Origin of the sequence: Limimaricola soesokkakensis, assembly GCF_900172345.1 — a bacterium.
Taxonomy (GTDB): Bacteria; Pseudomonadota; Alphaproteobacteria; order Rhodobacterales; family Rhodobacteraceae; genus Limimaricola; species Limimaricola soesokkakensis.
Genome location: NZ_FWFY01000001.1, coordinates 23,086 through 49,439, shown reverse-complemented (window position 1 = coordinate 49,439; position 26,354 = coordinate 23,086). Strand labels below are relative to the sequence as shown.

Annotated in this window: 18 protein-coding genes; 8 read left to right on the top strand and 10 right to left on the bottom strand. The window is 68.6% G+C overall.

The annotated features are described in order from the left end of the window. Positions 1-59 precede the first annotated feature (59 nt). Positions 60-1,112 carry an ion channel gene (locus LOS8367_RS00185; RefSeq protein ID WP_165761357.1) on the top strand — a complete coding sequence of 351 codons (1,053 nt, stop codon included), beginning with the start codon at positions 60-62 and terminating at the stop codon, positions 1,110-1,112. A 152-nt stretch (positions 1,113-1,264) separates the two neighbouring features. Here LOS8367_RS00185 and LOS8367_RS00180 read toward each other — a convergent pair whose 3' ends face one another. The 3 genes from LOS8367_RS00180 to LOS8367_RS00170 are packed head-to-tail and all read right to left on the bottom strand — an operon-like array spanning position 1,265 to position 4,499. Further along, entirely contained in the window at positions 1,265-1,714 is a 450-nt protein-coding gene (locus LOS8367_RS00180; protein ID WP_085894432.1) for a hypothetical protein, read from the bottom strand. A 14-nt stretch (positions 1,715-1,728) separates the two neighbouring features. After that, positions 1,729-4,020, bottom strand: coding sequence for a xanthine dehydrogenase family protein molybdopterin-binding subunit (locus tag LOS8367_RS00175; protein ID WP_085894431.1), 2,292 nt, complete (start codon positions 4,018-4,020; stop codon positions 1,729-1,731). After that, positions 4,020-4,499: a (2Fe-2S)-binding protein gene (locus tag LOS8367_RS00170; protein ID WP_085894430.1), complete on the bottom strand. Its 480-nt coding sequence runs from the start codon at positions 4,497-4,499 to the stop codon at positions 4,020-4,022. Before LOS8367_RS00170 ends, LOS8367_RS00175 begins: the two co-directional genes overlap by 1 nt. 231 nt (positions 4,500-4,730) lie before the next feature. Here LOS8367_RS00170 and LOS8367_RS00165 point away from each other — a divergent pair, with 231 nt between their 5' ends. The 7 genes from LOS8367_RS00165 (at position 4,731) to LOS8367_RS00135 (ending at position 16,072) form a co-directional block, all read left to right on the top strand. After that, positions 4,731-5,396, top strand: a complete 666-nt coding sequence (locus tag LOS8367_RS00165; RefSeq protein ID WP_207569208.1) for a c-type cytochrome — start codon at positions 4,731-4,733, stop codon at positions 5,394-5,396. A 108-nt stretch (positions 5,397-5,504) separates the two neighbouring features. Continuing rightward, positions 5,505-6,392, top strand: coding sequence for an XdhC family protein (locus tag LOS8367_RS00160; RefSeq protein WP_165761356.1), 888 nt, complete (start codon positions 5,505-5,507; stop codon positions 6,390-6,392). 133 nt (positions 6,393-6,525) lie between these two features. Continuing rightward, positions 6,526-8,010 carry an efflux RND transporter periplasmic adaptor subunit gene (locus LOS8367_RS00155; RefSeq protein ID WP_085894428.1) on the top strand — a complete coding sequence of 495 codons (1,485 nt, stop codon included), beginning with the start codon at positions 6,526-6,528 and terminating at the stop codon, positions 8,008-8,010. Next, the gene (locus LOS8367_RS00150) at positions 8,007-11,351 is read left to right on the top strand and encodes an efflux RND transporter permease subunit (RefSeq protein ID WP_085894427.1); all 3,345 of its coding nucleotides are present in this window, start codon (positions 8,007-8,009) and stop codon (positions 11,349-11,351) included. Before LOS8367_RS00155 ends, LOS8367_RS00150 begins: the two co-directional genes overlap by 4 nt. Before the next feature lie 153 nt (positions 11,352-11,504). Then, the gene (locus LOS8367_RS00145; protein WP_085894426.1) at positions 11,505-11,960 is read left to right on the top strand and encodes a MarR family winged helix-turn-helix transcriptional regulator; all 456 of its coding nucleotides are present in this window, start codon (positions 11,505-11,507) and stop codon (positions 11,958-11,960) included. Next, on the top strand, positions 11,957-13,000 hold the full coding sequence (locus LOS8367_RS00140; protein ID WP_106535023.1) for an efflux RND transporter periplasmic adaptor subunit: 1,044 nt from the start codon (positions 11,957-11,959) through the stop codon (positions 12,998-13,000). The genes LOS8367_RS00145 and LOS8367_RS00140 overlap by 4 nt, the downstream gene beginning before the upstream one ends. A 15-nt stretch (positions 13,001-13,015) precedes the next feature. Then, positions 13,016-16,072 (top strand): efflux RND transporter permease subunit, encoded by a 3,057-nt coding sequence (locus tag LOS8367_RS00135; RefSeq protein ID WP_085894424.1) that lies wholly within the window; start codon positions 13,016-13,018, stop codon positions 16,070-16,072. A 43-nt stretch (positions 16,073-16,115) separates the two neighbouring features. On the opposite strand, the gene aroQ is transcribed toward LOS8367_RS00135, so the two are convergent. The 7 genes from aroQ to LOS8367_RS00100 form a co-directional block, all read right to left on the bottom strand. Then, on the bottom strand, positions 16,116-16,553 hold the full coding sequence (gene aroQ / locus LOS8367_RS00130) for a type II 3-dehydroquinate dehydratase (protein ID WP_085894423.1): 438 nt from the start codon (positions 16,551-16,553) through the stop codon (positions 16,116-16,118). A 107-nt stretch (positions 16,554-16,660) separates the two neighbouring features. Continuing rightward, the gene (locus tag LOS8367_RS00125) at positions 16,661-19,315 is read right to left on the bottom strand and encodes a nitrate reductase (protein ID WP_085894422.1); all 2,655 of its coding nucleotides are present in this window, start codon (positions 19,313-19,315) and stop codon (positions 16,661-16,663) included. Next, positions 19,312-19,644 carry a nitrite reductase small subunit NirD gene (gene nirD, locus LOS8367_RS00120; protein WP_085894421.1) on the bottom strand — a complete coding sequence of 111 codons (333 nt, stop codon included), beginning with the start codon at positions 19,642-19,644 and terminating at the stop codon, positions 19,312-19,314. Before nirD ends, LOS8367_RS00125 begins: the two co-directional genes overlap by 4 nt. Then, positions 19,641-22,082 (bottom strand): nitrite reductase large subunit NirB, encoded by a 2,442-nt coding sequence (nirB, locus tag LOS8367_RS00115; protein ID WP_085894420.1) that lies wholly within the window; start codon positions 22,080-22,082, stop codon positions 19,641-19,643. The genes nirD and nirB overlap by 4 nt, the downstream gene beginning before the upstream one ends. 5 nt (positions 22,083-22,087) lie before the next feature. Beyond that, the gene (locus LOS8367_RS00110; protein WP_207569207.1) at positions 22,088-23,785 is read right to left on the bottom strand and encodes an ABC transporter ATP-binding protein; all 1,698 of its coding nucleotides are present in this window, start codon (positions 23,783-23,785) and stop codon (positions 22,088-22,090) included. A gap of 5 nt (positions 23,786-23,790) precedes the next feature. Next, positions 23,791-24,873 (bottom strand): ABC transporter permease, encoded by a 1,083-nt coding sequence (locus LOS8367_RS00105; RefSeq protein ID WP_085894418.1) that lies wholly within the window; start codon positions 24,871-24,873, stop codon positions 23,791-23,793. Between the two features lie 70 nt (positions 24,874-24,943). Continuing rightward, the gene (locus LOS8367_RS00100) at positions 24,944-26,311 is read right to left on the bottom strand and encodes a CmpA/NrtA family ABC transporter substrate-binding protein (protein WP_085894417.1); all 1,368 of its coding nucleotides are present in this window, start codon (positions 26,309-26,311) and stop codon (positions 24,944-24,946) included. Positions 26,312-26,354 lie beyond the last annotated feature (43 nt).

The window sequence follows — 26,354 nt, the reverse complement described above, 5'->3', positions numbered from 1 at the left end:
GATGGGCCTGCATGAGCACCGGCCGTCGTGCCGGACGACCCGCTGCGGAGAAATGCCCGATGAGAGTCCTCGCCACGCTCCTGATGCTGTTCCTGACCGGCACCGCTGCCTTTGCCCAAAGCGCCGCGACGCCCTCGGAGCCGCTGGTGATCGGCGTATTCGAGCGCCCGCCCTATGCCAGCCGCACCAATGACGGGGCGTGGCTCGGTCTCGCCGTCGACCTGTGGCGGCTTACCGCCGAGGGCGAAGGCTGGCGCTATGAATTTCGCGACATCGCACCCGAAGCTGCGGCCGAGGCGCTCTCGAACAACCGCGTCGACGCGGTGCTGGCGATGGACGCGACCCCCGGGGCCGAGACGGCGATGGATTTCAGCCACCCGCTGCATACCGCGACGATGGGCGTAGCGGTCCAGCAGCGCGCGGCGCTTCTGCGCGTGCTGGACGGGTTCCTGACATGGCAATTCCTGCGGCTGGTGCTCGGCATCTCTGCGGTGCTGCTTGTGGTGGGCACGCTGATCTGGCTGCTCGAGCGGCGCCGCAACGAGGAGCAATTCTCGAAAAGCCCGCTCAGGGGCCTTGGCGACGGGTTCTGGTGGGCCGGGGTCACGTTGACCACCATCGGCTATGGCGACAAGGCGCCGGTCACACTGCCGGGGCGCGTCGTGGCGATGCTGTGGATGCTGAGCGGGCTGGCGATCAGCGCAGCGCTGACGGCGGCGGTGGTTAATCTTACCGACATGCGCAACTCGGTCGAACTGCCCGAGCGGTTCCACGACCAGCGTGTCGGCGTCGTCGATGGCAGCACCAGCGCCAGCTTTCTGGAGGCGGAGGGCGTGGAGCTGCGCCGTTATGGCTCGGTAGCCGAGGCGCTGCGCGCGATGCAGGCCGAGGAGGTCGACACCGTTGCCGCTGCACGACCGGTGCTGCAGGCCACGGTCGCCGAAAACGGCGCCTTCGACACGCAGGTGCAGCGCACCGATTTCGATCCGCACTACGTGAGCATCGCGCTGCCGGAGGATTCAGATCTGCGCGAGCCGCTCAACCGCGCGCTGCTGACACGGCTGACCAGCGAAAGCGGCTGGAACCTCGTTGCTCGCTACTTGCCCGACTGAGCGTGAGAGGCCCGTCCCGCTTTCGGGACGGGCCTCTCACGTCGTGATAGCGATGTCAGGTTATCAACCGGCCGGGGCCTAACGATGACCAGTGCGGTCGGTCTCGAATCCGGGCATGACTTTGAAAACACCGCCCTGATACGAGGCCCAGGTCAGTTCGCGATGACCTTGACGATCACCTCGTCGAGCGCCTCGGTACAGGCCGCTTCGTCGCCCTCTTCGGCCATCTCCCGCGCTTCCTGCAACGCGGTGCGGGCATCGATAACATTCTCGCCGGCATTGCCGGATTCATCGGCCTCCTCGACCGCCGCGGCTTCTTCGACCTCGTCCTGCACCGGCACCACCGGTTCCTCGCCGTCGGCTTCGGGCGCGGAACCGGTTTCTTCGGCGTCCGATACGGCGCCGCTGTCCTGCACCGCCTGGGCCTCGCGCGCGCCGGCCACGGCCTGACCGCTCGACGAGGCGGAGATCGCCTCCTTGGCGGCGAGATCGAGCAGCCGCTCGAAATCGTCGATCCGGCCCGCGCAGTCATGCGCGAGGGCGGGCCCCGCCAGCAGGGAGGCGGCAATGGCCGCCCCCAGTGTCGTCCTGAGTGTCGTCACGCTGGCTCTCCCTTTCAGCTGCGCAGTTGATCGGCGATCGGCAGGCGGCGGATGCGCTTGCCGGTGGCCGCGAAGACCGCGTTGGTGATCGCGGGCACGACGGGGGGCAGGCCCGGCTCGCCGACGCCGCCGAGCGGGCGGTCATAGGCCGCGTCGCTGCCGACGAAATGCACGTCGATCCGCTTGGGGGCCTCTTCCATACGCGGAATCAGGTAGCTGTCGAAGTTGTCCTGCACCGCGCGTCCCTCGGCGAAGGTCACCTCGGTCATCAGCGCCTGTCCGACGCCCATGATCACCGCGCCCTCCATCTGGCTGCGGATGCGGTCGGGGTTCACATGCGCGCCGCAATCGATGGCGATCGAGACGCGGGGCACCGTGACCCGGCCATCGACCACCTCGACCTCGGCCGCCACCGCGACATAGGAGACGAAGCTGTAATGCCCGGCGATGCCGAGGCCCCGCCCCTGGGGCATCTCGCGGCCCCATTCGATGCCCTCTGCGGCCGCCTCGACCACCCCCGCCATGCGACCGGTATCGATCGTGTAGACATCCGGGTTCTCGCCGTAGTTCCAGACGTCGCCCTGATTGGTCGGGTCGATCTGCCGTGCGGGCCCGATCAGTTCCAGCAGATAGTCCTTCTGGTCGCGCCCCGCCGCATCCGCGAGTTCGGCCGCGAAGGACTGGATCGCGAAGGCATGCGGGATGTTCGAAACCGAGCGGTACCAGCCGATGCGCACATGCGCCTGCGCCTCCGGGTTCTCGGCGCGGATGTTCTCGACCGCCAGCGGCATGTTGAGAAGGCCCATGCCGAGCTCGAAGGGCAGCTTCTGCGCCGGGTCGGGCGCGAAGATCGAGCCGATGGTCGGCGCCGCCGTACGATGCCGCCAGGCCACGGTCTTGCCGCTTTCGTCGAGACCGGCCGACATCTTCTCGACCGAGACGGTGTGGTAGTAGCCGTGGTGGATGTCGTCCTCGCGGGTCCAGGTGAGCTTGACCGGCGCGCCGTCCATGGCCTGGCTGAGGATGCCCGCCTCCAGCACGAAGTCAGGCTTCGACTTGCGACCGAAGCCGCCGCCCAGAAGCGTCACGTTCACCTTGACCGCGTCCTCGGACAGCCCGAGCCGTTCGGCCAGCCTGAGCCGCGTCACCTGCGGCGCCTGCACGCAGGCCCAGGCCTCGGCCTTGCCGTCCTTGATCTCGACCACGGCAGCCGGCGGCTCCATCGGCGCCTGCGCCAGATGCGGGATGTAGTATTCCGCCTCCACGGTCTGGGCCGCGCCGGCCGCCGCCTCGTCATAGTCGCCCTCGTCGCGGATCACCTTGCCGCCCGCCGAATTTGCGGCCTGCGACAGGGTCTCGCGATAGGCCTCGCTGTCATAATCGGCGTTGGGGCCATCCTCCCACTCGATCTGCAGCGCGTCGCGGCCCTTCATCGCGAGATAGGTGTTACGGGCGATCACCGCGACCCCGCCCAGCGGCGCGAACTCGGTCGGAAACTCGGCCGGATCGATCTGCACCACCTTCTCGACACCCTCGATGGCGAGCGCCGCGCTGTCGTCGAGCGAGGCCACCTTGCCGCCATAGACCGGCGGGCGCGCGACCACGGCATAGAGCATGCCGTCGCGCTTCACGTCGATCCCGTAGGTCGTGTTGCCGGTGGTGATATCCATGTTGTCGACGAGGCCGATCGAGCCCTTGCCGATATAGCGGAACTCGGACGGGTCCTTGAGCACGAGGCTATCGCGCTCGGGCACCTCGAGATCCATCGCCGCGGCAGCAAGCTCGCCATAGCCCAGCGACTTGCCCGAGCCCGCATGGCTCACCTTGTGGCCATCGGCCTTGACCTCGGAGACGTCGACGCCCCACTGATCGGCCGCCGCCTGCTCCAGCATGGTCCGCGCGGCGGCGCCGGCGCGGCGCAGCGGCATGAAGTGATGCCGCAGGCTGCGCGAGCCGTCGGTGTCCTGGTTGCCGTATTTCTCTTCGTCGCCCGGCGCCTGGTCGACGCGGACATTCTCCCAGTCCGCGCCCAGCTCGTCCGCCACGACCATGGCGATCGAGGTGCGCACGCCCTGCCCCATCTCCTGACGGTGGCAGGTCACGGTGACGATGCCGTCCTCGGCGATGGCGATGAAGATCTTCGGATCGTCGCGCCAGCCATTGGGCATGGCATCACGGCCGAATTCCGGCTCTTCCTCCTGCGCCCGTCCGGGGCGCGGCAGCCCCACGGCCAGAACGAAGGCTCCGGCGCCCATGCCCCCCAGAAGTCCACGGCGGCTCACATTGGTGATCGACATCTTCCGCATCACTGTGCCTCCGCTTCCGAAGTGCCGGACTTGGCCGCCGAGGCCTGCTTCACGGCGGCGCGAATGCGCGGATAGGTCCCGCAGCGGCAGAGGTTGGCGCTCATCACCGCGTCGATGTCCTCATCCGTGACGGTGTCGTACTGGTCGACGAGAGCCGCGGCCTGCATGATCTGGCCGGCTTGGCAGTAACCGCACTGCGCGACGTTGAGATCGCGCCACGCCACCTGCACCGGATGGTCGCCCTGCTCCGACAGCCCCTCGATCGTGGTGACCTCGGCGCCTTCGAGCACGCCGATCGGCGTCACGCAGGCAAAGGAAGGTGCGCCATCGATATGCACGGTGCAGGCGCCGCAGGCCGCGATGCCGCAGCCGAACTTGGTCCCGGTGAGCCCCATCTCGTCGCGCAGGACCCACAGCAAAGGCGTGTCCTGATCGCCGTCGAACTGCCGCTCCTCGCCGTTGATGACTAATGTGACCATGCGGTTGTCTCCCGTGCGTTTGGCTCCCGGCGGCTCGTTCTGCCGGATGTCGCTGAGGGGGCCATCTGGCCCGCATGTGCCATCCGTCCAGTCGGCGGGGCCGATTTTCGATGCTGCACGGTCATTTGACCTGGAGGTCGCGTGGAACCCGCACCGTCTTCCCGGAATTGGTATCGGTATTCGCGCGCCTGTCGCGCACATCATGCCATCTGCGCCGAGAGGATCCGTATCATGAGATTGCTGACCGCCCTTGCGACCACCACGACCCTGCTGGCCGCCCCCGCCATGGCGCAGGACATGGAAGCCGACGTCGCCAATGGCGAATCCGAATTCGCGCGGCAATGCGTCAGCTGCCATGTCATCGCGGACGAGTCGGGCGAGGTGCTGGCAGGTCGCGCCGGGCGCATCGGCCCGAACCTCCATGGTGTGATCGGCCGGCAACCCGGAGCGGTCGAGGATTTCCGCTACAGCGACGGGATGGTCGCCTATGGCGAGCTGGCCCCGGCCGATGACATGACCGGCACTGCGCCGACCGGCGACGAATTCGAGAACGTGGTCTGGGCGCATGACAACACCGTCGCCTATCTGCAGGACCCGACCAGCTTCCTGCGCGAGGCGCTGGATGACGAGCGCGCCCGCGGCAAGATGGCCTACAAGGTACGCGACGAGCAGACCGCCATCGACATCACCGCCTATCTCGCGACCTTCAGCCCTGATTTCAAAGTTGCCGAAGGTGGGTCCGACAGCGGCGCGGATGCCGAGGCGGAGGCTGAGGCGGAAACGGGCGGAGAAGCCGAAATGACCGACGGCGCGGCTGAGGCAAAGGCTGAGGCGGAAATGGGTGGAGAAGCCGATACGACTGAGGATGACGACGCCTCGGACGACACTGCGAACTGATCCCGGCGGGGCCGCCCACGTGGCGGCTCCCTTTTCTTCGGCCACGATCCTCACGGTATGCGCCGTCTTCCGGGGCAAGCCCCGATCCCGACATCCAGGAGCACCGTGATGCTTGATCACAGCGGCCGGACGGAACTGTATGTCGCCAAGGCGACTGACGCGCCGCGCTTCGGCTTGACGGCAGCCGAGGTCGGGCCGGCGCTCGAAGCGCTCGCGCCGCGAGGGGGCGTTCTGGCCATGATCACCGGGATCGACGGCGCCTTCTACCGCCCGCTCGGAGCCGTCATGGTCTTTCCAGATGGGGCCGCACCGGTCGGCCAGCTATCCTCGGGCTGCATTGAAGGCGACCTTGCGATCCATGCTGAGGCGGTGCGGCTGGAGAACCGCTCCCGCAGCCTGCGCTATGGTCGCGGCTCGCCCTTCTTAGATATCCGCCTGCCTTGCGGGAGCGGCATCGACGTGACGCTCGTGCCTGTCGAGGCTGGCGCATTCGACGCGACGCTTCGGGCGATCTCGGCACGCCGGCACGCGGTGCTCGCCCTGCCGGGCCTGCCGTCTGTGGCGATCCGCCCGGACCCCAAGATGGTCGTGTTCGGCACGGGTCCGGAGGCCGAAACCTTTGCGGGGCTGGCGCGTGCCGCGGGCTACCCGGTCGAACGGCTCGAACAGCCGGAGACTGCGCGCATCGATGCGGAAACGGCGGTGGTGCTGTTCTTTCATGATCATGAACGCGAGCCGGACATCCTGCGAATGGCGCTGCGCAGCCCGGCCTTCTGGATCGGCGCGCAAGGCAGCCGCACCGCGCAGACCCGTCGCCTCGATCTTCTGCGGGACGAAGGCTGGGACGCGGAGGCGCTGTCGCGGCTGCGCGGGCCGATCGGCGTGATCAAGGGCACCCGCGACCCGCGCGTGCTCGCAGTGTCCGTGCTTGCCGAGATCGTCGAGGCGGCGACCGCCCCGGATCGCGCATCCCCGGCCCAACCCCGCTCCGTCTGAAGGCGGAGCGCCCTTCGGCAGACAGGGCCCCCTTCCTCGCGCCCTTGCGAATGAAACCATTTGGGATTCCTGCTAAGTCGGATCATGACATTCCCTATGGAATGCCTCTCGACTTCAGGCGGAAGGAAAGCCCATGCGTTTCCTACGACGGGTTCTTGTCGGCCTGTTCCTGATGGCCTTGACGGCGGCGCTGCTCGCGCAGGCCGGCCTTCAGATCTATGGTGCGGTCAGCGAAGCGATGTCGCAGGAGCCGCGCGATTTCACGCGCGAGGAACAGCCGCAGATCGTCGAAACCGTGCCCTATGAGCCCGGGACTATTGTGCCGGTGATGACCGCTTATGGAGAGCTGCGCGCAACGCGGCAGCTGGCGCTGCGCGCGCCCTTGGGCGGCATCGTCATCGCGACCGGTGCGGCATTGGTCGAAGGCGGCAGGGCCGAGGCAGGCGAGATGCTGCTCGAGATCGACCCGGCCGAGGCGGAGGCGGCGCTGGCCCGAGCCGAGGCGGACCTGTCGGAAGCTCGCGCCGCCGAGCGCGACGCCGAACGGGGGCTGGAACTGGCGCGGGACTCGCTTGCGGCCGCCGAAACCCAGGCGGCATTGCGCGAGGCAGCACTGACGCGCCAGCGCGACCTCGAAGGGCGCGGCATCGCCACCGCCGCCGATCTCGAAGCCGCCGAGTTGGCCGCCTCCTCGGCAGCGAGCGCGGTGCTCTCGGCGCGCGAGGCGTTGCGCGCGGCAGAGGCGCGCATTGATCAGGGCGCGATCGCGCGCAGCCGGGCCGAGATCGCCCGCGACGAGGCGCGGCGCTTGCGCGACAGCACCACTTTGACCGCTCCCTTCGGCGGCGTGCTCGCGGGGGTGTCGCTGCGCAAAGGCGCGCGCGTTACCGCCAACGAACAGGTGGCCGAACTGATCGACCCGACGGACCTGGAATTGGCGCTGCGCCTCTCGACCGCCCAATATGCGCGACTCGCGGCCGGCGACGGAAGCCCGGTCGGCGCGCCGCTCACCGTCATGCTCGACACCGGCCCTGACGCGACGCGCGTGCCCGGCCGGATCATCCGCGAGGGCGCGAGCGTGGCCGAGGGTCAGACCGGGCGACTGCTCTTTGCCCGGATCGAGGATGCGCCCGCGCTGCGTCCGGGCGATTTCGTCACCGCTGAGATCGAGGAGCCACCGCTCGGCGATGTGGCGCGCCTTCCCGCCTCGGCGCTGGGCGCGGACGGGGCTGTGCTGGCGTTGCGCGGCGAACGGCTCGAGGCGGTGCCGGTAACGTTGCTTCGTCGGCAGGGCGACGCAGTGCTGGTGCGGGCCGAGGCGCTCGACGGTGCCGAGGTCGTCGCGACCCGCACACCGCTCCTCGCCGACGGCCTCCGAGCCCGCGCCGCCAGGCCCACGAAAACACGGGCCGCGGAGACAGGCCGGGCGCAGGGTGCACGCGCGGAAGACGAGGAATTGATCGCGCTCGATGCCGCGCAGCGCGAGCGGCTGCGGGAGTTCCTGCGTACCGATACCGAGCTTCCCCAAGCGCGTCGCGCGGCGCTGCTCGACCAGATCGAGGCCGATCGCGTGCCCGCCGCGCTGGTCGCGCAGATCGAGCGGAGGATGGGCGGATGAGCGGGCTGCCCGCAGGCGGGGTACTTTCCTATTTCACCCGCCATCCGACCGCGGCGAACCTGCTGCTGGCGCTGATGCTGGTTGCGGGGCTGCTCGCGTTGCCGAACATGCGGGCGCAGTATTTCCCCGATATCGTCATCGACCGGATCTCGGTCACGGCCGAATGGGAGGGCGCCGGTGCCGAGGATGTCGACACCGGTATCGTGCAGATCCTCGAGCCGGCGCTGCGCACGGTCGATGGTGTCACCGGCTCGGAGGCCACTGCATCCGAAGGACGCGCTTCGGTCAGCCTCGATTTCGCGCCGGGCCACGACATGGACCGCGCCGAAAAGGACGTGGCGACGGCGATCGACGGGCTGAGCGGCCTGCCCGAGGGGGTCGAGACGCCGGAGCTGCGCCGCGCCGCCTGGAGCGACCGGGTCACCGACATGGTGCTCACCGGTCCGGTGCCGCTCGACCGGCTGGGCCGGATCGCCGACGACACCGTGGCGCTGCTGTTCGAAGCGGGCGTCACCCGCGCCACGGTGCAGGGCCTCGCCGCGCCGCAGATCCTGGTCGAGGTTTCGACGCTCTCGCTGATCCGCCACGACCTGTCGCTGTCGCAGATCGCCGAGGCGGTGGCCCGCGAGGCCCGGGCCAATCCCGCGGGCGAGGTGTCGGGCGCGGCGCGGCTGCGCACCGGCCAGCCCGCGCAGGCGCCCGAAGAGGTCGCCGCCATCGTGCTGCGGCAGCAGCCCGACGGGACCAGTCTCAGCCTGGGCGAGGTGGCCGAAATCCGGACTCTCGGGCCCGGCCGCGACCGCGCCTATTTCGTGGACGATGACCCGGCGCTGCTGATCCGGGTCGAGCGCTCGGCCGAGGGCGACGCGATCGGATTGCAGCGCGAGGTCGAGGCGGTGGCGCGCGAGATCCGCACCGGTCTCCCCGAGGGCGTGAGCCTGCAGCTTACCAACAGCCAGGCCGAACAGATCTCGGGGCGGCTCGCGCTGTTGCTCGATAATGGTCTGACCGGTCTGGCGCTGGTGCTGGCGCTGCTGTTCTTGTTTCTCAACACCCGTACCGCGATCTGGGTGGCGGCAGGCATTCCGGTCTCGATGCTGGCGGCGCTGGCCCTGATGCATGCCGCCGGCCTCACGCTCAACATGATCTCGCTCTTCGCGCTGATCCTGACGCTGGGCATCGTCGTCGACGACGCCATCGTGGTGGGCGAACACGCCGACTGGCGCGCGCGCCGGCTGGGCGAGGACCCCGAGACCGCCGCCGAGCGGGCAGCGCGGCGCATGTTCCTGCCGGTCTTCTGCGCCTCGCTCACCACCATCATCGCCTTTTGGGGGCTGGTGCTGATCGGCGGTCGCTTCGGCGACTTGATCCGCGACATCCCCGTCACCGTGATCCTCGTGCTCGTGGCGAGCCTCGTGGAATGCTTCCTCGTGCTTCCCAACCACCTGTCACATGCGGCGGCGGCCGCGCTGCGGGCGCGCTGGTATGACTGGCCGTCGCGGCAGGTGGACCGGGGCTTCCGCGCCCTGCGGGAGCGCGGCTTCCGGCCGTTGATGGGGCTGGCGGTCCGGGCCCGCTACGCGGTGGTGGCGGGGGCGCTGCTGGCCTTGTCGGGGCAGGTGGCACTGGTGATCTCGGGCGAGGTGCAGTGGCGTTTCTTCTCGGCACCGGAGCGTGGTTCGGTCACCGGCAATTTCGCGATGCTGCCCGGCGCCACGCCCGAGGACGGCATGGCGCAGCTGCGCGAGATGCAGCGCGCCGCCGACGCGGTGGCGATGCGTTTCGAGGCCGAGACCGGCGTGAACCCGGTCACCAGCGCGCTGGGCCAGATCGGCGGCGGCGCCGGGCGCGGCCTCTCGGGCACCGACGACCGCGAGCCATGGCAGTTCGGCGGCCTCTCGGTCGAGCTGATCGACGCGGATCTACGACCCATCTCCAGCGGCGAGTTCCTGGCCGCATTGCAGGAGGAGATCGTCACCCTGCCCGCCGCCGAGACGGTGAGCTTTCGCAGCTGGGGCGCGGGCCCCGGGGGCGACGCGATCGACATCGAGATCTCGGGCGCCGAGGCCGATCGGCTGAAGCGCGCCGCCGAGGCCCTCAAGGCACGGCTCTCGACCTATCCGGAAATCTCGGGGCTGGAGGATTCGCTGCCTTGGGACAAGGAGGAGATCGCACTTGCCCTCACCGCGCGGGGCCGGGCGCTGGGCTTCGACATCGACGGCCTCGGCGCCGAGTTGCGCGACCGGCTGGGCGGCATCGAGGCGGCCAGCTACCCGGTGGGGGCGCGGCAGGCGACGATCCGGGTCGAACTGCCCGACGACGAGATCGCCGCCGATTTCCTCGACCGGACACTGCTGCGCAGCGAAGCGGGCGACTGGCTGCCCTTGGCCGATATCGTCACGGTGGAGCGGCGCGACGGGTTCTCGACGCTCCGGCGCGAGAACGGCCTGCTGCTGGTCTCGGTCAATGGCGGGCTCGACGATGAGGATGCCGACCGCGCAAGCGCGATCATGACCGAGATCGAGACCGAAATCCTGCCCGCGCTCGAGGCCGAGTTCGGCGTCGTCACCGCCCTGTCGGGCCTCAGCGAGCAGGAGGACGAGTTCCTGGGCGATGCGCAGGTCGCGCTAATCCTCTGCCTCACCGGGATCTATCTGGTGCTGGCCTGGATCTTCGGAAGCTGGAGCCGGCCGCTGGTGGTGATGTCGATCGTGCCATTCGGCCTCGTCGGGGCGATCTGGGGCCATGCGTGGTGGGGCATCCCGCTGTCGATGTTCTCGGTGATCGGGCTCATCGGCATGGTCGGCATCGTCATCAACGACTCGATCGTTCTGGTCACCACCATCGACGAGCACGCCCGCACACGCGATCTGGTCACCTCTGTGATCGACGGGACCTGCGAGAGGCTGCGCCCGGTCTTCCTCACCACCGCGACCACGGTGCTGGGACTAAGCCCGCTGCTTTACGAAGGCTCGGCACAGGCGCAATTCCTGAAGCCCACGGTGATCACGCTGGTCTATGGGCTGGGCTTCGGCTTCGTGCTGGTACTGTTCGTGGTGCCCGCGCTGGTGGTGATCGGCGCGGATATCGGTCGGCTGCTGCGCTCGGCCCGGCGCGGTCTCAGGCGGGGGCTGCGCGCGGCTTGGCTCGGGGCCGCGCTCGGGGCGGCACTGTTCGCCCTGCTGCTCATGCCGCCGCTCCTTGGCACGGCACCGCTCGCACCCGCGCTGCCAAGTGGATTCTGGCCCGCCTTCCTGATCTACGCGCTGCTGCTGGCCTGCGGTCTGGCGACGATCCTCGCCTTCTCCGCCTTCACGGGACGTTCCGGGCGGCGTTCCTAGCGCGCCCATCTCGAACTCTTTCCCAGAGCCTTGCGAGCCCGGGGCTACCCTATCCAGGGGACGAGCATCCCTTTCGGATAGAGCCACCCCTTTTCATATTGAACCTTTCATTTTCTGAACTATACCGTTCGGTTCAGTTTGACGGGATTCGCTATGACGACAGGTGACAGTGACGATATGGCGCCGGGCGAAAGGTTGCTCAGCCTCGCGCTGCTCTATTGGGCGGTGCATGAACGTCTGGAATGCCCCTTGCCGGAGCTGACCAAGCAGGAGCGGCTGATGCTGCTAAAGCTCGGTGCGCCCGCCCGGATGGGGCAGCTGGCTCGCGAGATGCAGGCCCTGCCCTCCACCGTCACGGCGCTGGCCGACGGGCTCGAATCACGTGCGCTGGTCGCACGGCGGCGCGATCCCGACGATCGCCGTGCCTGGCTGCTCGAGCTGACACCACGAGGGCGCGAGATGCGCCGCGAGATGCTGGAGCTGCTCGAGACGGTCTGGCGCGAGGTCACCGGCCTCGCCCCGACCGAGCTCGACCGGCTGGGAGCGCTGCTCCTCAAGACCCGCGACAACATCAAGGCCAACGGCCTGCCGAAGGGATTTCCTCTATGACTCGTATGTTCCTCCTTGCCGCGCTGCTTGCGCTCGGTGCGGGCCAGCTGGCCGCGCAACAGGCGCAGGACATGCCCCGCCCCGTGAAGCTGATGACGGTGGAGGCCGAAAGCGCGGGCATCAGCCGTCAGTTCTTCGGCCGGATCGCCGCCCGTCAGACCGTCGATCTCGCCTTTCAGGTCAACGGGCAGATCGTCGAATACCCCGTGCTCGAGGGAGAGACTGTGGACAAGGGCGGGCTCGTGGCCGCGCTTGATCCCGAACCCTTCGACTTGGCGCTCGAACAGGCCGAGCTGCGCCAGGCCCAGGCCGACCGCGAGCTTGAGCGGCTGAGCCAACTCAGCCGTTCCACGGTAAGCGAGGCGGCGCTTCAGGATGCGCGCACCGCCGCGGAACTGGCCGCAGTGAGCGTGCGCGACGCCGAGCGCGCGCGCGACAAGGCCAGCCTCGAAGCCCCATTCGAAGCGATGGTCGCCGAGCGTCTCGTCGCCAACTTCACCACCATCTCGGCCGGCACGCCGATCGCTCGGCTGCACGACATGTCGGCGCTGCAAGTCGAGATCGAGGTGCCCGAGATTCTGTTCCAGCGCGCCGGGGGCGACCCGGACATGGATCTGAGCGCCCGCTTTCCGGGAGGTACCGAAAGCTATCCGCTGAGCATCGCCGAGGTCACCTCGCACACCACCGCGCTGGGCCAGACATTCCGGCTCAGCCTCTCCTTCGATGCCGAGGCAGCGCCGCAGGTGCTGCCCGGCTCGTCGGTCACGGTCACGGCAAAGCTGCCAGGCGGCGCCGGGGGGATCTCCGTGCCGACCGCCGCGCTGGTCCCTGCCCCCGATGGCAGCGTCTCGGTGATGCTGTTCGAGGAAGACGACGAGAGTGCCCGGGTCGCGGCTCACCCGGTCGAGATCGAACCCACCGAAGATGGCGGCTTCATCGTCACCGAGGGGCTCTCGGGCGGCGAGGAGATCGTCGCCGCGGGCGCGGCCCGGCTCGAAGACGGTCAGGCGGTGCGCCGCTTCACTGGCTTTCCCCGGTAATTAGGAGCGCAAGGCATGAACATCGCACGCGCATCGATCGAAAAGCCGATCCTGACATGGTTGCTGATCCTCGGCTGCCTGTTCGGTGGCATCTGGGGCTTCGCCACGCTGGGCCGCCTCGAGGACCCGTCCTTCACCATCAAGGCGGCCGTGATCTCCACCTCCTATCCCGGCGCCTCGGCCGAACAGGTCGCCCGAGAGGTCAGCGAACCGCTTGAATCCGCGATCCAGAAGATGGGCGAGGTCGACCGCATCACCTCGGTCAATCGCCCCGGCGTCTCGCTGATCGAGGTGGAGATGAAATCCACCTATGACGGCTCCGCCCTGCCCGGCATCTGGACCAAGCTGCGCGCGCGTATCCGAGACGCGGCGCGCGATCTGCCGCCGGGGGTGAACGAGCCGCTGGTCAATGACAGCTTCGGCGACGTGTTCGGCCTCTACTACGCTGTCACCGCGCCCGGCTTCGAGGACGCCGAGATCCATCGCCTTTCCACCTATCTGCGGCGCGAGCTGCTGGCGGTCGAGGGCGTGGCCGATGTCGATCTTGCGGGATTGCCGCAGGAGGCGATCTTCGTAGAGCCCGACCTCGCGCTGTCAGTGGCGCAGAACCTGCCGGTCCAGGCGGTGCTCGGTGCGATCTCGGAGGCGGATTCGGTGGTGCCGGCGGGCACCGTCGAGACGGGCGGCCAGCGCACGGTGATCGAAGCGCCCGAGGGCTCCGACAGCGTATCGGAGATCTCCGGTCTCTCGGTCGGGGTCGGTGGCGAGGTGATCAACCTCTATGACGTGGCCGAAGTGTATCGCGGCCGCGTCGAGCAACCTTCGCTAATCGTGCGACATGACGGAACCGAGGCCTTCACCTTCGGCGTCGCGGGCCTGTCGACCGAGAACATCGTCGAGGTCGGCAAGCGCGTCGATGCCCGGCTTGCCACGCTGTTCGCCGAGATGCCCGCGGGCGTCGAGCTGCACCCGATCTACCAGCAGCACGAGGTGGTCGAAGAGGCGTCGAACGCCTTCCTCGTCAACCTTGCCATGTCGGTCGGCATCGTGGTGGCGGTGCTGGCGCTGTTCATGGGCTGGCGCGCGGCGGTGGTGGTCGGCGTGACGCTGCTGCTCACCGTGGTCGGCACGCTGTTCTTCATGGCGATCTTCGCGATCGAGATGGAGCGGATCTCGCTCGGCGCGCTGATCATCGCCATGGGCATGCTGGTCGACAACGCCATCGTGGTGGCCGAGGGGATGCAGATCGCGATGCTGGGCGGGCAATCCTCCCGGCAGGCGGCGGGCGAGACGGCGGGCAAGACGCAGGTGCCGCTCCTGGGTGCCACGGTGATCGGCATCATGGCCTTCGCGGGGATCGGGCTGTCGCCGGACGCCACCGGCGAGTTCATGTTCTCGCTCTTCGCGGTGATCGGCATTTCGCTGCTGCTGAGCTGGGTGCTGGCGATCACCGTGACGCCGCTGCTCGGGCACTACTTCTTCAAGCGCGGCGAAGCGGGCGGTGCCGGCGCCTATGACGGCGCGCTGTTCCGCGCCTATGCCGCAACGCTGCGCGGCGCGCTGCGCGCGCGCTGGCTGGTGGTGGCCGCGCTGATCGGGATCACCGTGGTCTGCTTCGCGGGCTTCGGACAGGTCCGGCAGCAGTTCTTCCCCAACTCCAACACGCCGCTCTTCTTCGTGCATTACAAGCTGCCGCAGGGCAGCACCGTGCAGCAGACCGCCAGCGACCTGGCGCAGGTCGAGGCTTGGCTCGCGGAACGCGACGAGGTGGTTTCCTACACCAGCTATGCCGGCGGCGGAGCGACGCGCTTCATGCTCACCTACTCGGCCGAGAAGTCCAACCCGAGCTATGGTCACATGATCATCCGAACCAACGGCATCGAGGAAATTCCGGCGCTGGCCACCGCGCTCGAGGAATTCGGCCGCGAAGCGCTGCCCGAGGGCGAGTTCCGGACACGGCGGCTGGTCTTCGGCCCGGGCGGCGGCGATCCGATCGAGATGCGGGTCTCGGGGCCCGACCCGGAGGTGCTGCGCGAGATCGGCGACCGGGTGATCGCCGCGATGGCGGGCGCCTCGCCCGACATCCTGCAGCCGCGCACCAATTGGCGCGAGCCCGAGTTGGTGATCCGGCCCGATTACGCGACCGAGCGCGCGCAAAGCGCAGGGATCGACCGCGACGATGTCGCCTCGGTGCTGCGCTTCGCCACCGATGGCATCGAGGGTGGTCTCTATCGCGAGGGCGAGCGGTTGATCCCGATCGTGGTGCGCGAGCCGCGCGATGCAGAGACCGGTTTGCGCGACCAACCGATCTGGTCGGAGACCGCGCAGCAGTTCCTGCCGATCGAGCAGGTGATCGACGGGCTCGGCCATGAGGTGCGCGACACGCTTGTACACCGCCGCGACCGGGTGCCTACCCTGACCGTCGGCGCCGACATCTCGCCCGAGCGCACCGCCGCCGAGGTCTTCGCGCAGGTCCGTGCCGCGGTCGAGGCGGTCGAGGTGCCTCCGGGCTACGCGCTGCACTGGGGCGGCGAGTTCGAGAACTCGGCCGATGCGCAGGAGAGCCTCGGCAAGCAGCTGCCGCTTTCGCTTCTGGTGATGGTGCTGATCTCGGTGCTGCTGTTCAACGCGATCCGCCAGCCGGTGATCATCTGGCTGTTGGTGCCGATGTCGGTCAACGGCGTGGCGCTTGGGCTGTTGGGCAGCGGGCTGCCCTTTACCTTCACGGCGCTTCTAGGCCTGCTGTCGCTGTCGGGCATGCTGATCAAGAACGGCATCGTTCTGGTCGAGGAGATCGACCTCGTGCGGGCCGAGGGCGTGCCCCTGCGCGAAGCGATCATCACCGCCAGCGTGTCGCGTCTGCGCCCGGTGGTGCTGGCGGCGGCGACGACGATCCTCGGCATGCTGCCGCTGCTCTCTGATGCGTTCTTCGTGTCGATGGCGGTGACGATCATGGGCGGCCTCGCCTTCGCCAGCGTGCTGACGCTGATCGCAGCGCCGGTCTTCTATGACCTGTTCTTCTCGCGAGGCGAGAAGCGCACGCGGGCCGCAGCGGCCGCCGTTCCCGCCTGAGGCGGTTTCGTCCCGGCCCCCTCGGGGGCCGGGACGGCAAGGATCAGGCCAGCAGTCTCGCCATCCGCCGCAGCGCCAGTTCGTAGCCCTGCACGCCGAAGCCCGCGATCACCCCGTCGGCGCGCAGCGAAACATAGGAATGGTGGCGGAAGCTCTCGCGTTTGTGGACGTTGGAGATATGCACCTCCAGCACCGGCCCCTCGAAGGCGTTGAGCGCATCGAGGATCGCGACCGAGGTGTGGGTATAGGCGGCCGGGTTGATGATGATCCCCGCCGCATCCTCGCGGGCGCGGTGGATCCGATCGATGATCTCGCCCTCGTGGTTCGACTGGAACATCTCCGTCTCCAGTCCGAGCTCGGCCGCCAGCGCCGCGCAATCGCGAGCGACATCCTCGAGCGTGTCGTGCCCGTAGATCTCGGGCTGCCGCTTTCCCAGCAGGTTCAGGTTCGGCCCGTTGAGAATGCAGATCCGTGCGGCCATCGATATCACTCCTCCGGTTCGGCTCGGAGAAGGTATGACCAGAAGCGGGCCTGGCATAAAGGGAATTGGCGCGGCCCGCCCCGTTTTCGGGGGCGGGCCGCTTCGTATCAGGCGGCTTCGGGCCGAGGCACGGGCTGCGCCGTGGCGAGAAGCGCCGCGATCTCGGGCCGGCAGGAGCCACAATTGCTGCCCGCGCCAAGCGCCTCGGCAATGGCGTCGAGGCTCGTCGCGCGTCCATCGGCGATCGCCGCGCGGATCGTGTTCACGCCGACATTGAGACAGGCGCAGAGCACCGGGCCGGGATCGGGACGCCCGGCCGCCGATCGCCCGGCCAGCGCCTCGGCGCCGTCCTGTCCCAAGAGCCCCGCGAGATGCGCGCGCGAGAGCGCCACAGGCTCGCGCGAGACGAACAGCGCCGCGCGCAGGCGGCCCTCCTCGACCAAGGCCAGCCGCTCCAGCCCCCGCGCCGGGTCGGAGACCCGGATGATCTCGGCATCGGGCAGGTCGAACATCCGCCGCGCTTCGGCCTCCCAGTCCGCCGGCGCGTCGGGCCCGGCCATCTCGACCTGCCAGCCATCGGCACCACGGCTGCGCGCCCAGTAGCCGCAGTCCAGCTCGGGACGCGAGGCCGAGACCGCGAAGCCGAACCAGCCCGCAGCATAGGGCGCGACGGAGACCGCCGCCGCCTTGCTTTCGGGCTGGCCCGAAAACGGGTCGGTCCGAGCCGCCACCAGCGCATCGACGCGACCCGTGGGCGCGGTGTCGCCGCTCCAATGGATCGGTGCGAAGACCTCACCTTCGCGCACTCGGTCGGTCACGAGCACCCGCAGCACGGCGCACCCCGTTGCGCCGCGCAGTTCCGCGAGCCCGGCGGGGGCGAGGCCAAGACGTGCGGCGTCGTTCGGGTGGATCTCGACGAAGGGCTCGCCCATGTGCCGATTGAGCCGCGCCGCGCGCCCCGTGCGGGTCATGGTGTGCCACTGGTCGCGGATGCGCCCGGTGTTGAGCCGGAACGGACGCGCCTCACAGGTCTCGGTGGCCAAGGCACGCGCGCTGACCGGGATCATCCGGCCCCGCCCCGAGGGCGTGAAGAACCGGCCATCGCCGAAGAACCGCCCGCCCTGCCGGGTGCCCGCGGTGGGCCAGCGGAACGGTGCCAGCGCAGCGTAGCCCTGCGCGTCGAGCGCCGCGTGATCGGAAATGTCGAAATCACCGCCGAAGCGCCCGGCAACGCCCGACAGTGCCGCATGTTCGCGAAACACCGCCGCCGCATCGGGCCAGTCGAAAGCCTTTGCCCAGCCCATGCGACGGCCGACCTCGGCGAGGATCGCCCAGTCTGGCCGCGCGTCGCCCGGCGGCGGCAGCACGGCGCGTTGGCGACTGATCGTGCGGTCGGAGTTGGTGACAGACCCGTCGCGCTCTCCCCAGCCTGCAGCGGGCAGCAGCATATGCGCCAGCCGCGCGGTGTCGGTGCGATCGGTGATGTCGCTTACCACGACAAAATCGCAGCCGGCGATGGCATCGCGCACCCGGTCCGCCTCGGGCATCGAGACGGCGGGGTTGGTGCAGATGATCCAGAGCGCCTTGATGCGCCCCTCCTCGACGGCGCGGAACATGTCGACGGCCTTGAGGCCGGGCCTTTCCGGCATCGCGGGGGCGGCCCAGAACGTCTGCACCGCATCGCGATGCGCGGCATTCTCGATGTCGAGATGGCATGCCAGCGTGTTGGCCAGCCCGCCGACCTCGCGCCCGCCCATGGCGTTGGGCTGGCCGGTGACGCTGAACGGTCCCATGCCGGGGCGGCCGATGCGGCCCGTGGCAAGGTGGCAGTTGAGGATCGCGTTGACCTTGTCGGTGCCCGATGTCGACTGATTTACGCCCTGGCTGAAGACGGTGACGACCTTCTCGGTGCCGATCCACATGTCGCAGAAGGCGGCGATCTGCGCAGGGCTCAGCCCGGTGCGCGACACGTCCTCCGCATGGGCGGCGGCCAGTGCCTCTTCCATGCCATCGAGATGGCGCGCGAAGCGCGGGTCGCGGGCGCCGCGCCGGTCGATCTGCGAAAGCAGCGCGTTGAACAATGCCACGTCCGCCCCCGGCGCGATGGCGAGGTGCAGATCCGCGATGTCGCAGGTCGCGGTGCGGCGCGGGTCGATGACGACGACGCGCATCTCGGGCCGCGCCGCCTTGGCCGCGACGATGCGCTGGTACAGCACCGGGTGGCACCAGGCGAGGTTGGAGCCGGTCAGCACGACGAGATCGGCGAGTTCGAGGTCCTCGTAGGTGCCCGGCACGGTGTCGGTGCCGAAGGCGCGCTTGTGACCCGCCACGGTCGAGGCCATGCAAAGCCGCGAATTGGTGTCGATATTGGCCGAGCCGAAGAAGCCCTTCATCAGCTTGTTGGCGACGTAGTAATCCTCGGTGGTCATCTGCCCCGAGACGTAGAAGGCGACGCTGTCGGGGCCATGTTCCGCGATGGTCTCGCGGAACCGGTCGGCCACCTGGTCGAGCGCCGTGTCCCAATCCGCTCGCGCGCCATCGATCACCGGGTACAAAAGCCGGTCCTCGTGGCCTACCGTCTCTCCCAGCGCCGTGCCCTTGGAGCAGAGCCGTCCGCGGTTGGCGGGGTGGTCCGGGTCGCCGCGCACCGTCAGGCCGCCCTGCCCGTCCGGCTTGGCGAGCACCCCGCAGCCAACCCCGCAGTAGGCGCAGGTGGTGCGGATCTCGCCGGGCTGCGCGGAGAGATGCGCGGGCCCGGTCATGCCGCCGCCCTGCGGCCCACCGCGTCGCCGTCGAGCAGCAGCCGTCCGTTCTCGACCCGCAGCGGATAGGTCGGGATCGATCCCTCATCCGCGCCCTGCGCCTCGCCCGTCTCCAAGCTGAACACCCAGTTGTGCAGCGGACAGGTCACGGCGCGGCCATGCACGATGCCTTCCGACAGCGGCCCGCCCTTGTGCGGGCAGCGGTCGGAGGCGGCGAAGACCTCGTTCTCACCGGTGCGGAACAGCGCCACGCAACCGACCGGCGTCTTGACCAGCCGCGCGCCGCGCAGCGGGATGTCGTCGAGAGCGCCCACATCGATCCAGTTCATTCCGCAGCCTCCAGCGTGAGATCGGCCAGCGGCTGGAAGCGGCGCGCCTGCGCCGGTTCGGCCCGCTCGGCCCAGGGGTCCTTCTGGTAGATCGTCTGGCTCAGGTCGAAGCGCGCCACCAACGCCGCGCGCTCATCCGCGTCCGAAAGCGCCTCGCGCACCCAGTCCATGCCGACCTTGGCAATCCACTTGTAGGGTCGGTCGAGATACTTGGCGTGCTCGCGGTAGAGCTGCACGAATGCCACCGACCATTCCTCGGCCTCGGCCTCGGTCGCGACCTTTACCAGGGGCTGGATCTCCTTGAGATCCATGCCCGCCGCGCCACCGACCCCGATCTCGAAGCCCGAGTCGACGCAGACGATGCCCAGATCCTTGCAGGTCGCCTCGGCGCAGTTGCGCGGGCAGCCCGAGACCGCGAGCTTGACCTTGTGCGGCGTCCAGGAGCCCCAGAGCCGCTTTTCAAGCTTCACGCCGAGCCCGGTGCTGTCTTGCGTGCCGAAGCGGCAATGCTCGCGCCCGACGCAGGTCTTCACGGTGCGCAGACCCTTGGAATAGGCGTGGCCAGAGACGAGGCCCGCCTCGTTCAGATCGGCCCACATCGCGGGCAGATCCTCCTTGCGCACGCCCAAGAGGTCGATGCGCTGGCCGCCGGTAACCTTGACGGTCGGCACTCCGTACTTGTCGGCGGCATCGGCGATGGCGCGCAGCTCGCGCGGGTTGGTCAGCCCGCCCCACATGCGCGGCACCACCGAATAGGTGCCGTCCTTCTGGATGTTGGCGTGGTTGCGCTCGTTGACGAAGCGTGACTGCGGGTCGTCCTGATACTCCAGTGGCCAGTCCGCCAGCAGGTAATAGTTCACCGCCGGGCGGCAGACGTGGCAGCCATTGGGGGTGGTCCAGCCCAGCTCCTGCCAGACGGCGGGCTGCGATTTCAGCTCCTGCGCCTTGATCAGGCGGCGGACATCCTCGTGGGTAAGGTCGGTGCAGCGGCAGACCGGCTTGGCGGTCGGCATGACGAAATCGTCGCCGAGGCTGAGCGCCATGACCTGTTCGACCAGCCCGGTGCAGGTGCCGCAGGAGCCCGACGCCTTGGTCACGGCGCGGACATCCTCGATGGTCGTGGCGCCGCCTTCGACGGCCTCCACGATCCGGCCCTTGCACACGCCGTTGCAGCCGCAGATCTCTGCGTCAGCCGGTAAGGCTGCAACGGCCGCCATAGGGTCCGCCGAGGCGCCCCCCTGGAAGGCGGGCCCGAAGATCAGCGTGTCGCGCATCTCCGAGACGTTCTCGCGGTCCTTGATGAGGCCGTGGAACCAGGCGCCGTCGGCGGTGTCGCCATACATCACCGCACCGATCAGCCGCTCGCCTTCCAGCACGAGGCGCTTGTAGACGCCGCGCGCCGGGTCGCGGAACACGATGTCCTCGCGCCCCTCGCCTTCGGCGAAGTCGCCTGCCGAGAACAGGTCGCAGCCGGTGACCTTGAGCTTGGTCGCGACCTCCTTGGGCCGGAACGCGGCTTCCTGGCCCAGCAGCGTCTGGGCCAGCACCTTGGCCTGGTCGTAGAGCGGGGCGACGAGCCCGAACACCGCGCCGTTGTGCTCGACGCATTCGCCAAGGGCGAGTACGTCCGTGTCCGAAGTGACCATCTGGTCGTCGACATGCACCCCGCGCCCGACCGCGAGACCGGCGGATTTCGCGAGCGCCACGCTCGGGCGAATGCCCACCGCCATGACCAGCAGGTCGCAGGGCAGCTCGGTGCCGTCATCGAGCAGCAGTGCCTTCACATGGCCGTTCTCTCCCAGGATCTCCCTGGAGTTGGCCGAGCACATCACCTTGATGCCCTTGTCGGTGAGGGCCCGGCGCAGGAGATACCCCGCCGCCTCGTCGAGTTGGCGCTCCATCAGATGGCCCATGATGTGCACGACGGTCACGTCGACCCCGCGCGCGGCCATGCCGGCCGCCGCCTCGAGACCGAGGAGACCGCCGCCGATGACCACCGCCTTCGCGTCCGGCTTGGCCGAGAGGCCCATCATCCGCTCGGTGTCTTCGAGATCGCGGTAGGGGATCACGCCTTCGAGGTCGTGGCCCGGCAGGGGGATCATGAAGGGGTCGGAGCCGGTGGCGATGACGAGCTTGTCATAGGGCACCGCGCCCTTCTCACCCACCACCAGCTTGGCCTCCCGGTCGATCTCGACCACCCGCTCGCCGAAGCGGCAGGCGACGCCGTTGGCCGCGTACCAGTCTTCGTCATGAGTGACGATCTCGGCATAGGTATTCTCGCCCGACAGGACGGGAGAGAGCATCAGCCTGTTGTAGTTGCCGCGCGGCTCGGCGTTGAAGAGGGTGACCTCATAGGCCGAGGGGTCGCTTTCGAACAGGTGCTCCAGCATCCGGCCGGAGGCCATGCCGGCGCCGATGACGACGAGTTTCTGGGTCATGGCGGTCACTCCGCTGCGATGGCGCTGGGCGCCGATTTCTTGCGAGGGTCACGGCCGTGCTCATATTCCTCGAGGAAATCGAGCACTTCCTGCCGGTAGTGGTAGTAGTCGGCGTGATCGAGGAGCGCCTTGCGGGTGCGCGGACGCGGCAGGTTAACGTCGACGATCTTGCCGATGGTGGCACGCGGGCCGTTGGTCATCATCACCACCCGGTCGGCCAAGAGGATCGCCTCGTCGACGTCATGGGTGACGCAGACGGCGGTGGTCTTGGTGCGGTCCCAGACATCCATGAGAACCTCCTGCAGCTCCCAGCGGGTCAGGCTGTCGAGCATGCCGAAGGGCTCGTCGAGCAGGAGCAGCTTCGGGGAGAGCGCGAAGGCGCGGGCGATGCCGACGCGCTGGCGCATGCCGTTCGACATCTCCGAGGCCATCCGGTCCATCGCGTCGCCGAGGCCCACACGTTCGAGGTAATGCTCGACCACCTCCTGCCGTTCGCCTTGGCTAGCCCTCGGATAGACCCGGTCGACGCCCACCGCGACGTTCTCGCGCGCGGTGAGCCAGGGGAAGAGCGACGGGCTCTGGAACACCACCGCCCTTTCGGGATCGGCGCCCTCGACATGGCGGCCGTCGAGCTTGATCGCGCCCTTGGAGATTTCGTTGAGACCGGCGGCCATGGTTAGCACGGTGGACTTGCCGCAGCCGGAATGGCCGATCAGCGAGATGAACTCGCCCCGGTTCATCTTGAGATTGAAGTCCTCGACCACGGTGAGCGGTCCCTTGGGGGTCGGGTAGACCTTGTGGAGCTGGCTGAAGTCGAGGAAGCGCTCCTCGATCAGCCCCTCCTGCGCCTGCTTTTGCGCGGCGGGCAGGTCGTGGCTCCGGTCATGGACGGGGCGGATGTCCGGCAGACGGCGCGTGCCTTCGACCTTGGCGGCGATACCGACATCCATGAGATAGCCTGTGACCTGCGCGCGCAGCGCCTTGAAGGCCGGGTCGGAGTTCATCGCAGAGCGGTCGCGCGGACGCGGCAGCGTCACCTTCACGGCTTCGCCCAGCGTGCCGTCGGGGTTCAGCGGCACGATCCGGTCGGCCAGCAGGATCGCCTCGTCAACGTCGTTGGTGATCAGCACGCAGGTCGTACGCTCGCGCTCCCAGATCTCGAGGATCTCGTCGGCGAGGTTGGCCCGCGTCAGCGCGTCAAGCGCCGAGAGCGGCTCGTCCAGGAGCAGCACCTCGGGCTCCATCGCCAAGGCGCGAGCGACCGAGACGCGCTGGCGCATGCCGCCCGACAGCTCGGCGGGGCGGCGCGTCGTGGCATGGCCCAACCCCACCATCTCGATATAGCGCTGCGCCTTGGCGGCCTTCTCGGCCTTGGACAGTTCGGGATGCACCGCCTCGACCGCGAGCATGACGTTGCCCGCGACCGTGAGCCACGGCATCAGCGAGTAGCTCTGGAACACCAGCCCGCGCTCGGGGCCGGGGCCGGTGACGGGCTTGCCCTTGAAGGTGACGGCGCCCTGATCGGGGGTTACCAGACCAGCCATCAGGTTCATCAGCGTTGACTTGCCGCTGCCCGAGAAGCCGAGGATCGCCACGAACTCGCCTTGGCCCACGTCGAGATCGATGCCCTTGAGCACGTCCTTGCGGGTCTTGCCCTCGCCGAAACCCTTGGAGACGTTGTCGAAGTTGAGAATGCTGGTCATGGCGATCACCGGTTCGGGGCGTAGGTGAAGAGCGATTGCAGCGCGAACATCACCCGGTCGAGCAGGAAGCCGATGATGCCGATGGTCAGCACCGCGACGATGATCCGCGCCAGCGAGGAGGAGGAACCGTTCTGGAACTCGTCCCAGACGAATTTTCCAAGGCCCGGGTTCTGCGCCAGCATCTCGGCGGCGATCAGCACCATCCAGCCCACCCCGAGCGACAGGCGAAGCCCGGTGAAGATCAGCGGCAGCGCCGAGGGCAGCACCAGCTTGGTGATCTTGGCGCGCGGGCTCATCTTGAGGACCTTGGAGACGTTGACCAGATCGCGGTCGACCTGCGCCACGCCGAGCGCGGTGTTGATCAGCGTCGGCCAGAGCGAGCACAGCGTCACGGTGATCGCGGAGACGAGGAACGACTTGGCGAAGAGCCCCTCGCCTCCCGCCGAGGCGGCGGAGACGACCATGGTGACGATCGGCAGCCAGGCCAGCGGCGAGACCGGCTTGAAGATCTGGATCAGCGGGTTCAGCGCCGCGTTGGCGGTGGCCGAAAGGCCCGCCATGATGCCTAGCGGGATCGCCACGGCGCTGGCCACCAGAAAGCCGAAGAACACCGTGATGATCGAGGTGCCGATCTGGTCGTAATAGGAGGGCGAGCCGGTGAAGGCGATGTCCTTGACCTCGTCGGCCCGGCCCTGCTCCACGAGGCGCTCGTTGCGCAGCGCCACCTGCTCCTCGAAGCGGGCCTTCTTCTCGGCGGTGCGCACCGCGTCCTCGTGCAGCCCCACGGCCTCCTGCCAGACCTGCCCCGGCCCGGGAATCGCGCCGAGCGAGGTCTGCACCTGCGGCGCCAGTATGGCCCAGAGCGCAAGGAAGCCCGCGATGGCGAGGACCGGCACGCCCAAGAGCCGCCAGACATCGCGCATCTGCGCGCGCGGGTTGTCGCCGGCGGCTGCCTTGATCAGCGGGGTGAGCCAGGCCAGGCCGAGGACCTGGAACCAGCGGTCGGCGACGCCGAGACGCGCGAACCAGCGGGCGCGCCTTGCCTCCTTGTGGCCGGCCTCGATGGCGGTGGGGTCAATCGCGGTCATGAGGGTGCTCCGGGGGTTGGATCTGCGGAGGGAAAGGGAGAACGGGGTCCCGCGCCGGGACCCCGGCGGGTCAGCCCTGGATCTCGGAGCCGACGACGGTCTGGTCGCCCTTCAGCCCGATCGGCAGGCTGTCGAGATAGGCGTTGGGGGTCCGGCCGTCATAGCCGATGCCGTCGATGATGTCGGCGGCGGGGGTCGGCGCTTTGTAGCCGTCGCTGTCCCAAGGGAAGTCGGCCTCGTTTGCCAACCCCTCGTCGACCAGCATCCGCGCGGCTTCGAGATAGATCTCGGGCTTGTAGACCGAGCGGGCGACCTCGTCGTACCAGCTGTCGGGCTTGGCCTCGGCGATCTGGCCCCAGCGGCGCATCTGGGTGAGGTACCACACCGCGTCCGAGTAGAAGGGATAGGTCGCGTGGTGACGGAAGAAGGTGTTGAAGTCCGGCACCTCGCGCACGTCGCCCTTCTCGTACTCGAAGGTGCCGGTCATCGAGGCGGCGATCACCTCCGCGTCGGCGCCGACATAGTCGGGGCGCGACAGGATCTCGACCGCCTCCTCGCGGTTCGCGTTGTCGTTCTCGTCGAGCCAGATCGCGGCGCGGATCAGGGCCTTGGTGATGGCGATGGTGGTGTTGGGGTTCTCCTCGACGAACTCGGCGGTCAGGCCGAAGACCTTCTCGGGGTTGTTCTTCCACAGCTCGTAATCGGTGATGACCGGTACGCCGATGCCCATGGCGACGGCCTGCTGGTTCCACGGCTCGCCCACGGCATAGCCATAGATCGTGCCGGCCTCGAGCGTGGCGGGCATCTGCGGCGGCGGCGTCACCGACAACAGCGCCTCGGCGCCGATCTGGCCGGTGGTGTTCTGCTCGGAGTAGTAACCGGGTTCGATGCCGCCAGCGGCGAGCCAGTAGCGCAGCTCGTAATTATGAGTGGAGACCGGGAAAACCATGCCCATGTTGAAGGGCTTTCCTTCGGCGCGGTACTGCTCGATCACCGGCTTCAGGGCTGCGGCCGAGATCGGGTGCTGCGGGCGGCCTTCGGCGTCGGTCGGGATGTTGGGCTTCATCGCCTCCCAGACGGCGTTCGACACGGTGATGCCGTTGCCGTTGAGGTCCATCGAGAAGGGCGTGACGATATGCGCCTCGGTGCCGTAGCCGATGGTTGCGGCGAGCGGCTGGCCCGCCAGCATGTGCGCCCCGTCGAGTTGGCCGTCGATGACGCCGTCGAGCAGCACCTTCCAGTTGGCCTGCGCCTCGAGCGTGACGAACAGCCCTTCATCGATGAAATAGCCCTGCTCATAGGCCACCGCGAGCGGCGCCATGTCGGTGAGCTTGATGAAGCCGAAGGTCAGCTCGTCCTTCTCCAGCGGCAGCATCTCGGCCATGGCCGGGCCGGCAAGCAGCGTGGTAGTGGCAAGGATCGCGGTCAGTCTGGTCATGCGCGTCGCTCCGGTTTCGGGGCCCGGTGGGAGGTCCGGGCGA